The organism is Microbacterium sp. P2_F9 (genome assembly GCF_056403635.1).
Map to the genome: position 1 here is coordinate 1 of NZ_JBFUFC010000144.1, position 9,827 is coordinate 9,827.

Sequence of the window (9,827 nt, forward strand, 5' to 3'; positions counted from 1 at the left end):
CCGCCATCCGGGTCGAGCGGTACACCCTGCCGGATGGCACCCGGCAGTTCGCGGTCTACATCGCCGGCACGCGGTCAGGCGACTTCGGCGGCGAGCAGCCGTTCGATGCACTGTCCGACGTCCAGCTCGCCGCCGGCCAGCGGTCCTCGTCGTATGACGCGGTCCTCGAGGCGCTCGCCGACGCGGGCGCGCAGCCGGGCGACGTCGTCCACGCGATCGGCCACTCGCAGGGCGCGATGATCGGCGCGCACCTCGCGGTGGAAGGCGGCTACGACGTCCGGACGCTCGTGAGCCTCGGCTCCMCGGTCGATCCGGAGGTCGCAGGCGACACGCTCAGCGTCACGATCCGCCACTCCGACGACCCGATCGCCGCTCTGGCCGGCGGCGGCAGGTCGGAGACCGTGGGCGCCCCTGGCAGCTTCGTCGCCGAGCGCACCGCCGACCCTGCCCTCGGGGTGGACCTTCTGGCGCCCCACCACCTCACCGAGTACACCGAGACCGCGGCCATGCTCGACGCATCCGCCGACCCGCGCATGGACGCGGTGCGCGGGGTTTTCGCTGAGCTCGGCGACGCGGCATCCGTCGAGGTGACGGAGTACCGCGCCGAGCGGGTCAGTCCTTCCGCTGGGGGCGAAGGATGATGCCGAAGATGAAGTTGATGATCGCGATGACCATCGCGGCGACCACGCCCCACCAGAAGTCATCGACGCGCAGTCCCCAACTCCACCAGTGGGTGATCCACGCGGTCAGCCACAGCAGGAAGCCGTTGATGAGGAGCGAGATGAGCCCCAGCGTCAGGATGTAGAGCGGCAGCGCGAGCAGCTTGATCACCGTGCCGATGAACGTGTTCACCAGAGCGAAGATCGCCGCCACGAGCAGCAGCGTCAGGACGTACTGCAGCGTGCCGCCGGGTGGGAACGCGACGACCGTCACGCCGAGCGCGGGAATGAGTGTCACGACCCAGATCGAGAACGCGTTGATGACCACGCGGATGAGGAAGCCCATAGTTCGGTCAGTCTGCCACGACCGGCGCGCGCGGCACAGGCTCCTGCGCGAGCCGATTCGGCGGCGCGATGACCTGCCGCCGCGGGAATATGACGTCCGTAGACTCTCAAGGTGACCGACGCTCCTGTTCGCATCCGCCCCGAGATCGCCGCGCTGCCGCCGTACAAGCAGGGCACGCAGGCCGGCCCCGGCGCTTTCAAGCTGTCGAGCAACGAGAACCCGTTCGACCCGCTCCCCGGAGTGCTCGACGCGGTTCACGATGCGGCATCCTTCAATCGATACCCGGATGCCGCGGCCACGCGCCTGCGCGAGCGCCTCGCCGCCCGGTTCGACGTCACGACTGAGTCCGTCCATGTCGGCGCCGGCAGCGTCTCGATCCTCGCGCAGCTGATCCTCGCCGCGGCCGGCCCCGGCGACGAGGTGCTGTACGCCTGGCGGTCCTTCGAGGCCTACCCCGGGCTCGTCCTGATCGCGGGCGCGACGCCCGTGCAGGTGCCGCTGCTCCCCGATGCGACCCACGACCTCGCTGCGATGGCGTCAGCGGTCACCGAGCGCACCCGGGTCGTGATCGTGTGCACCCCGAACAACCCGACCGGCACGATCGTCACCCAGGCGGCGTTCGATGCGTTCGTCGCGGCGGTTCCGAGCGACGTGCTGGTGATCCTCGACGAGGCCTACGTGGAGTTCGTGACCGACCCCCACGCGGTGGACGGTCGGCGCGTGCTGGCCGAAGGAGCGCACCCGAACGTCGTCGTGCTGCGTACGTTTTCGAAGGCGTTCGGGCTCGCAGGTCTCCGCGTCGGGTACGCGATCGGTCATCCGCGGATCCTCGACGCCGCCCGCACCACCGCGATCCCGCTCGCAGTCACGGCCCAGGCCGAGACCGCGGCGATCGCGAGTCTCGCCGAGGAGGCCGCGCTCCTCGAGCGCGTCGGCGTCATCGCGGCGCGGCGGGACGAGCTCGTCGCCGGGTTGCGCGCGCTCGGCTGGGCGGTGCCGCAGGCCCAGGGCAACTTCGTCTGGCTGCCCACCGGGGCCGAGACGCTCGCGATCGCCGAGCAGTTCACCGCCGCCGGCCTCGTGGTCCGCCCCTTCGCGGGAGACGGCATCCGAATCTCCGTCGGCGAGCCCGAGTCTGTGGAGAAGATCCTAGGGATCGCGGCATCCGTTGTCCGGACCCTCCCAGAAAGCCATCCAGCGCGAGGGATAGCGTAGAGCGGTGACCTCGATCGACGCATCGGTTCCACAACCCCACGCCCCTCTCGTCCGCGTTCTCGCGGCCGACGGCACGTTCGCGCCYACGGCCGCGGCGGAGCCCTATCTCGCGCTCATCGACGCGCTCCCCGACGCGGAGCTCGAGACGCTGTATCGCGACATGGTCGTGATCCGGGCCTTCGACCGTCAGGCGACGAACCTGCAGCGACAGGGGCAGCTCGCCCTGTGGCCGCCGAGCCTCGGCCAGGAGGCCGCGCAGGTCGGCTCGGCGCGCGCCGCCCGCCCGCAGGATCACTTCTTCCCGTCGTACCGCGAGCACGTCGTGGCCCGCATCCGCGGGGTCGACCCGGTCGACATCATCCGGCTCATGCGCGGCCTGACGCATGGCGGCTGGGACCCGTTCGACCCGAAGAACGGCAACGTGCACCTGTACACGCTGGTGCTCGGCGCGCAGACCCTCCACGCGACCGGCCTCGCCATGGGCCTCGTCTTCGACGGACGCTCCGGCACCGGCGATCCAGAACGCGACGAAGCGGTGATCGTCTACTACGGCGACGGCGCGACCAGCCAGGGCGACATCCATGAGGCCATGGTGTTCGCCGCGAGCTATCAGACCCCTGAGGTCTTCTTCCTGCAGAACAACGGGTGGGCGATCTCCGTGCCCGTCACGACCCAGTCGCGCTCCCCGCTGTATCTGCGTGGGCAGGGCTACGGGATGCCGAGCATCCAGGTCGACGGCAACGACGTGCTCGCCAGCTACGCCGTCACCAAGGTGGCACTGGACGAGGCCCGCGGCGGCGCCGGCCCGCGCGCGATCGAGGCGCTCACCTACCGGGTCGGCGCGCACACGACAAGCGATGACCCCACGAAGTACCGCACCTCCGCCGAGGAGGAGTCCTGGATCCGGCGCGATCCGATCCAGCGCATGCGCGCCTACCTCGAGGGTCGGGGAGCCGGCGCGACGTTCTTCGCCGACGTCGAGGACGAGGCGGTCGCGGTCGCAGATGACGCCCGCATACGGACCACCCAGCTCGGCGGCCTCGAGGCCGACTCGATGTTCGCCCACGTGTACTCCGAGCCGCACCCGCTGATCGCCGAGGAGCGGCGCTGGCTGGCCGACTACGAGTCATCCTTCGAGGAGGGCGCATCGTGACCGACACTTCGACAAGCACCGACACTTCGACAGGCTCAGTGACCGGCACGGCGCCGGCGACCGGCACTTCGACAGGCTCAGTGACCGATGCCGCGCCAGTGACCGGGACGGCCGTCGCCGACGACGCCGGTTCGACCGGCATCGAGACCATGCCGCTCAGCCGCGCCCTCAACGCCGGCCTGCGCCGTGCGCTCGCAGACAGCGATCGTGTGCTCCTCATGGGTGAGGACATCGGCCCGCTCGGCGGCGTGTTCCGCATCACCGAGGGCCTCTCCGCCGAGTTCGGCCCGCGGCGCGTGCTCGACACCCCGCTGGCCGAATCGGGCATCGTCGGCACCGCCATCGGACTGGCCATGGCGGGGTTCCGTCCGGTGTGCGAGATCCAGTTCGACGGCTTCGTGTTCCCGGCGTTCGACCAGATCACGTCGCAGCTGGCGAAGCTCACCAACCGGCACGAGGGGTCGCTGCAGCTCCCGGTCGTCATCCGCATCCCGTACGGCGGGCACATCGGCGCGATCGAGCACCACCAGGAGAGCCCCGAGGCGTACTTCACCCACACTCCGGGCCTGCGGGTCGTGAGCCCTTCGACGCCGAATGACGCGTACTGGATGATCCAGGACGCGATCACCTCGAACGACCCGGTGATCTTCCTCGAGCCGAAGAGCCGCTACTGGCAGAAGGGCGAGGTCGACACGACCGCCCGCGCCCTGCCGCTGCACGCCTCACGGCTCGTGCGCCGCGGCACCGACGTCACGCTGGTCGGGCACGGCGCCATGGTCGGCACCCTGCTGCAGGCCGCCGCGCTCGCCGAGTCCGAGGGGACGAGCTGCGAGGTCATCGACCTGCGCTCGCTCTCGCCGATCGACTACGGCCCGATCCTCGACTCGGTGCGGCGCACCGGCCGCATGGTCTACGCGCAGGAGGCGCCCGGCTTCACGAGCCTCGGCTCGGAAGTCGCCGCGACCGTCATGGAGAAGGCCTTCTACGCACTCGAGGCGCCGGTCATGCGCGTGTCGGGCTTCGACGCGCCCTTCCCCCCGGCCAAGCTCGAAGGCACGTTCCTGCCGGATGCCGACCGGATCCTCGAGGCAGTCGATCGAGCCCTCGCGTACTGAGGCCTTCGTGGCCTTCGGAAAGGATGCCGAATGAGCACCCAGACCTTCCTCCTCCCCGACGTCGGTGAGGGATTGACCGAAGCCGAGATCGTCTCGTGGCGCGTGGCCCCCGGCGACGAGGTCTCCGTCAACGACGTGCTGGTCGAGATCGAGACGGCCAAGTCGCTCGTCGAGCTGCCGTCGCCGTTCGGCGGCAGAGTCGAGTCGCTGCTGGCCGCCGAAGGCGACACGGTCAACGTCGGCACGGCGATCATCACGATCGCCGCTGCACCGGGCGGATCGGCGGACGGGACGGATGCCTCTCCCCTCGTCATCGGACAGTCCGAGCACGGCCAGCCCGCCGCCGACGCCGAGCCTGGCGGCGCCGTTCTCGTCGGCTACGGCACTGCCGGACACGTCGAGTCGCGGCGTCGGCGTCCAGCGCAGCGGCCGGTCGCGGCATCCGTCGGCGTTGTCGCGAAGCCGCCCATCCGCAAACTCGCCCGTGATCTCGGCGTCGAGCTTGTCGACGTGGTGCCCAGCGGCACCGCGGGCGAAGTCACGCGCGAGGATGTCGTGCGGCACGCGTCGCAGGCGAGCGTGTTCCGCAACATCGAGACGCCGGAGTGGCCGGACGTCCGCGAAGAGACGATCGCGGTGTCGGAGCCGGCGGCGACCGTCGTCGCCCGGCCCGCCGCGCCGGCCACCGCGCCGTCGACCGATGTGCGCGAGGAGTCGATCCCGGTGCGCGGTGTGCGCAAGGCCGTCGCATCGGGCATGGTGCGCTCGGCGTACACCGCCCCGCACGTGTCGGTGTGGACCGACGTCGACGCGAGCCGCACGATGGAGCTCGTCCGCCGGCTCAAGGGCTCGACCGACTTCGCCGACGTCAAGGTGTCGCCGCTGCTGATCATGGCGCGCGCGGTCATCTGGGCCGTGCGCCGTACGCCGATGGTCAACGCCGCGTGGGTCGACACCGACGCTGGTGCCGAGATCCGCGTGCGCCACTACGTCAACCTCGGCATCGCCGCGGCGACTCCGCGCGGCCTCCTCGTCCCGAACATCAAGGACGCGCAGGATCTCAGCCTGCGCGACCTCGCGCGGGCGCTCGAGAAGCTCACGCTCACGGCGCGCGAAGGCAAGACGGCGCCCGCCGACCAGCACGGCGGCACCATCACGATCACCAACATCGGGGTGTTCGGAATGGATGCCGGCACCCCGATCATCAACCCCGGCGAGGCCGGGATCGTCGCCCTCGGGACGATCCGCCAGAAGCCGTGGGTCGTCGACGGCGAGGTGCGCCCTCGGTGGGTGACGACCGTGGCCGGGTCGTTCGATCACCGGGTGGTCGACGGCGACGGGATGTCGCGCTTCATCGCCGACGTCGCGTCGATCCTCGAAGAGCCCGCGCTGCTCCTCGACTGACCGGCTGGGGTCTCAGCGACCGGCTGAGGCCTCAGCGTGGGGCGAGAAGCGACGCCGGCGCGAGTGAGCGCGGACGTCGCGTGAGCAGCAGCAGGATGATCGCGAAGACGCCGCCGAGCGTGCCCGCGACGATGTCGCTCATGGTGTCGCTCAGCCCGTGCTGGGATGTGGTGCCGATGAGGATGTCGCTCGCGAACTCGCAGATCTCCCAGGCGGCGGCGAAGGCCATCGGCGTCAGCAGGGTCACGGTGAGCGAGAACCAGCGGGGCAGGTGCGACCCCGTCTGCTCCTCTGCGCGGCGCGCGATGAACAGTCCGAGCCATGCCAGCATGACGCCCGAGTAGAAGTGCACGATCACGTCCCACAGCGGGAAGTACCAGTAGACGTGCAGGGCGCTGCCGGCGAACGAGCCCGCCGCGATGAACGACAGGTAGCTGACCTGGAGCGGCCACGGCATCGTCGTGCGGAAGACCAGCTCCACGAGCAGCGGCGCCCAGTACGCCAGGATCAGCAGGAACGTGAGCGGCAGCTCGACCTCGGCTCCGAGTGCCGCCAGCAAGAGCGCCAGGGCGACCGACCCGATCTGGAACGGCAGCGCGAGCAGCGCCGAAGTGCGCACCCGCGCGACGATCGGTGGAGCCGCTGCCGTGGTCTTCGTGATGCTCGTCATCCCTGCACTCCCCCGCGGCCTCGGGTGGCTCGCATCGCGCACAGAATATCCGCCCTGCTGCCCGCAGATCGCATCGGTCCCCGCGAAGTTGAGAACGATTATCACTAACGGTAGAGTTGCGGCATGCCTTCGCCCCGCCTGTCTGCCGCCGCGCTGGCCGCGGCATCCGCTCTCCTGCTCACCGGGTGCGCCGGCGCAGAGGCGGAGAACGCAGAAGACGACGGGCGCATCGACGTGGTGGCATCGACGAATGTCTATGGGCAGCTGGTCGAGGAGATCGCGGGCGACCTGGTCGATGTGACGTCGATCATCACGTCGAACGCGCAGGACCCGCACTCRTTCGAGGCGAGCGCGCAGGACCAGCTCGCCGTCGCCGATGCCGACCTCGTCATCGAGAAYGGCGGTGGCTACGACCCGTTCATCGATGGACTCATCGAGTCGTCGGGCACCGGCGCCACCGTCCTCACCGCGGTCGAGTTCTCCTCCGAGTGGACCGGCGGAAGCTCCCACGACGACAGTGCGGATGCCGACGAGCACGAGCACGTCGACGGCTTCAACGAGCACGTCTGGTACGACCCGACCGCGATGAGCGATCTCGTCGAGGCCATCGCCGCCGAGCTGAGCATCCTGAGCCCGGACGACGCGGCTGCCTTCGCCTCCGCTGCATCTGCGCTCGAGGCTGAGATCGCCACGCTCGAGACGTCGCTCGACGACATCGAGGCCGCCCACGCAGGTGAAGACGTCTTCGTCAGCGAGCCGATCCCGTACTACCTGATCAAGGGCGCGGGCCTCACCGATGTCACCCCGCCGGCCTTCAGCGAGGCGGTCGAAGAGGGTCTGGATGTCGCGCCCGCCATCCTGCTCGAGTCGATCAAGCTCCTCGAGGGCGGCGACGTGCGCATCGTCTTCGTCAACGCGCAGACCGGCGGCGCCGAGACGACCCAGGTGATCGACGAGGCCGCAGCGAACGGCATCCCGGTCGTCGAGTTCACTGAGACGCTCCCAGAGGGCCAGACTTACCTCTCGTGGATGCAGGACAACATCGCAGCGATCCAGGAGGCTCTGGAGGAGTGACGAACGCCCTGCTGCGGATCGAAGACGCCTCCCTGCGCCGGGGCGAGCGTGAGCTCTGGTCGGGGCTCGACCTCACCGTCGAGCCCGGCGAGTTCATCGCGGTCCTCGGCCCGAGCGGCTCGGGAAAGACGACGCTCCTGCGCGCCATCCTCGGCCTCGAGCCGCTGTCATCCGGAACGATCACCGCGCTCGGCGCTCCCGTCCGCACCAGGGGAAACCGGCGGATCGGCTACGTTCCGCAGTCTCGGCCGCTGCCGCGCGATACGTCGCTGCGCGGGCGCGACCTCGTCTCGCTCGGTGTGGACGGACACAAGTGGGGCATCCCCTTCCCGCGGCGGGCCGATCGCGAGCGCGTGGAGGCCCTCGTCCGCTCGGTCGGCGCGKAGCGGTTCGCCGACCGCCCCGTCGGGCTGCTCTCGGGGGGCGAGCAGCAGCGCCTGCGCATCGGCCAGGCGCTCGCCGATGACCCGCGCATCCTGCTGTGCGATGAGCCCCTCACGAGCCTCGACCTCGCCAACCAGCAGGCGGTGGTGGCGCTCATCGACAGTCACAGGCGCCAGACGGATGCCGCGGTCCTGTTCGTGACGCACGACATCAACCCGGTGCTGCGCAGCGTCGACCGCATCCTCTATCTCGCGGGCGGGCGCTTCATGCTCGGAAAGCCCGATGAGGTGCTCGACTCGCGCGTGCTGAGCGATCTCTACGGCGCCCCGGTCTACGTGCTCCGTGCCGGGGGACGCCTCGTGGTGGTGGGCGCGCCCGACGTCGAAGAGCCGCACCACCACCACGATGAGGACGACGACGACGCCGACGCGGGAGCGCACGCATGACCTGGGACGACATGTGGGAGGCCATGTTCGGAGGCCTTCCGGTCTATGGCGAGATCCTCGCCCTCGTGTCGAACTCGGTGTGGGCGGGCGCCGTGCTGGGCCTCGTCGGCGGTCTGATCGGCGTGTTCATCATGCAGCGCGACATGGCATTCGCGGTGCACGGCATCAGCGAGCTCTCGTTCGCCGGCGCGGCGGCGGCGCTGCTCTTCGGGTTCGACGTGGTGACGGGCTCACTCGTCGGCTCGGTCGTCGCCGCCCTGCTGATCGGATGGCTCGGCGCCCGTGCCCGTGACCGCAACTCGATCATCGGGGTGCTCATGCCGTTCGGCCTCGGCCTCGGCATCCTCTGCCTGTCCCTCTATGAGGGCCGTTCCTCGAGTCAGTTCAGTCTGCTGACGGGGCAGATCGTCTCCGTCCAGAACGACCAGCTCGGCCTCCTCATCGCGATGAGCGCCATCGCCCTCATCGCGCTCGTGCTCATGTGGCGCCCGCTGCGGTTCGACTCGCTCGATCCGGTCTCCGCCGCGGCCCGGGGCGTTCCGACGACCGCGGTGTCGATCGGGTTCCTGCTCGTCCTCGGGCTCATCGTCGCGGTCAGCGTGCACATCATCGGCGCACTTCTGGTGATGGCACTGCTCGTGACACCGGCGGCCGCCGCGATGCGCGTCGCCTCCGGCCCCGTGTCGGTGCCGGTGCTGTCGGCCCTGTTCGGCTTCACCGCGGCCGTCGGCGGCATCCTCCTCGCGATCGCCGGCACGCTGCCGGTGAGCCCCTACATCACCACGTTCTCTTTCCTCATCTACGTCGTCTGCCGTCTCATCGGCGCGCGCCGCGGACGGGTCGAGAAGGCGCGGCGGGAAGCATCCGCCCTCTCGCTCGATRCCGGGTCCGCTCAGGCCGCTCCCGCGGGCCGCGCGTAGAATCGCGGCCATGGTCGAGCGCAACACGTGGCAGCGCGAGCGGGTGCGCGAAGCGCTCGCCGATGCGCCTGGGTTCGTCAGCGCGCAGAGCCTGCACGCCACCCTCCGCGATGAGAACACCGGTATCGGCCTGGCCACCGTGTACCGGGCGCTCGCCGGATTCGCAGCCAAGGGCGACGCCGACTCGCTGCAGAGTCCGGACGGCGAGAGTCTCTATCGCGCCTGCACGACGCGAGGTCACCACCACCACCTGATCTGCCGGTCCTGCGGGATCGCGGTCGAGATCGCGGCCTCCGATGTCGAGCAGTGGGCGCGGCAGACCGCGGCCTCGCACGGCTTCACCGAGGCGGAGCACATCGTGGACATCTTCGGGCTCTGCGCCGCGTGCACGGCCGCGCGGGCGAGCGAGCGTGACGCGCGCTGAGTGCGCGCCCGGTGCGC

Annotated in this window: 10 protein-coding genes and 1 pseudogene; 9 read left to right on the top strand and 2 right to left on the bottom strand. The window is 70.1% G+C overall.

The genetic code is table 11. The features are described 5' to 3' along the window. A pseudogene (locus AC1DVT_RS14245) lies at positions 1 to 641 on the top strand (hypothetical protein); the annotation flags it as partial. Here the strand turns inward: AC1DVT_RS14245 and AC1DVT_RS14250 are convergent. Beyond that, entirely contained in the window at positions 613 to 1,005 is a 393-nt protein-coding gene (locus tag AC1DVT_RS14250) for a phage holin family protein (RefSeq protein WP_457099706.1), read from the bottom strand. The pseudogene AC1DVT_RS14245 and the gene AC1DVT_RS14250 overlap by 29 nt on opposite strands. A gap of 111 nt (positions 1,006 to 1,116) precedes the next feature. Between AC1DVT_RS14250 and AC1DVT_RS14255 the strand changes: the two genes are divergently transcribed. From AC1DVT_RS14255 to AC1DVT_RS14270, 4 genes are all read left to right on the top strand, one after another. Further along, on the top strand, positions 1,117 to 2,220 hold the full coding sequence (locus tag AC1DVT_RS14255; RefSeq protein WP_477389706.1) for a histidinol-phosphate transaminase: 1,104 nt from the start codon (positions 1,117 to 1,119) through the stop codon (positions 2,218 to 2,220). A gap of 4 nt (positions 2,221 to 2,224) precedes the next feature. Next, complete coding sequence (locus AC1DVT_RS14260) at positions 2,225 to 3,373, top strand: thiamine pyrophosphate-dependent dehydrogenase E1 component subunit alpha (RefSeq protein WP_477389707.1); 1,149 nt, start codon at positions 2,225 to 2,227, stop codon at positions 3,371 to 3,373. A gap of 149 nt (positions 3,374 to 3,522) precedes the next feature. Continuing rightward, positions 3,523 to 4,488: an alpha-ketoacid dehydrogenase subunit beta gene (locus AC1DVT_RS14265; protein WP_457099747.1), complete on the top strand. Its 966-nt coding sequence runs from the start codon at positions 3,523 to 3,525 to the stop codon at positions 4,486 to 4,488. A 30-nt stretch (positions 4,489 to 4,518) separates the two neighbouring features. Then, positions 4,519 to 5,892: a dihydrolipoamide acetyltransferase family protein gene (locus tag AC1DVT_RS14270; protein WP_457099703.1), complete on the top strand. Its 1,374-nt coding sequence runs from the start codon at positions 4,519 to 4,521 to the stop codon at positions 5,890 to 5,892. Positions 5,893 to 5,923: 31 nt separating this feature from the next. Here AC1DVT_RS14270 and AC1DVT_RS14275 read toward each other — a convergent pair whose 3' ends face one another. Further along, positions 5,924 to 6,562, bottom strand: coding sequence for a DUF2238 domain-containing protein (locus tag AC1DVT_RS14275; protein WP_477389708.1), 639 nt, complete (start codon positions 6,560 to 6,562; stop codon positions 5,924 to 5,926). A gap of 123 nt (positions 6,563 to 6,685) precedes the next feature. On the opposite strand from AC1DVT_RS14275, the gene AC1DVT_RS14280 reads away from it, so the two are divergent. Genes AC1DVT_RS14280 through AC1DVT_RS14295 form a run of 4 tightly spaced genes read left to right on the top strand, consistent with a single transcriptional unit; the run spans position 6,686 to position 9,810 of the window. Further along, positions 6,686 to 7,636, top strand: coding sequence for a metal ABC transporter solute-binding protein, Zn/Mn family (locus AC1DVT_RS14280; RefSeq protein ID WP_477389709.1), 951 nt, complete (start codon positions 6,686 to 6,688; stop codon positions 7,634 to 7,636). Beyond that, complete coding sequence (locus AC1DVT_RS14285) at positions 7,633 to 8,466, top strand: metal ABC transporter ATP-binding protein (protein WP_477389710.1); 834 nt, start codon at positions 7,633 to 7,635, stop codon at positions 8,464 to 8,466. Before AC1DVT_RS14280 ends, AC1DVT_RS14285 begins: the two co-directional genes overlap by 4 nt. Beyond that, on the top strand, positions 8,463 to 9,386 hold the full coding sequence (locus tag AC1DVT_RS14290) for a metal ABC transporter permease (RefSeq protein WP_477389712.1): 924 nt from the start codon (positions 8,463 to 8,465) through the stop codon (positions 9,384 to 9,386). Before AC1DVT_RS14285 ends, AC1DVT_RS14290 begins: the two co-directional genes overlap by 4 nt. Positions 9,387 to 9,396: 10 nt before the next feature. Then, complete coding sequence (locus AC1DVT_RS14295; RefSeq protein ID WP_457099698.1) at positions 9,397 to 9,810, top strand: Fur family transcriptional regulator; 414 nt, start codon at positions 9,397 to 9,399, stop codon at positions 9,808 to 9,810. Positions 9,811 to 9,827: the final 17 nt, after the last annotated feature.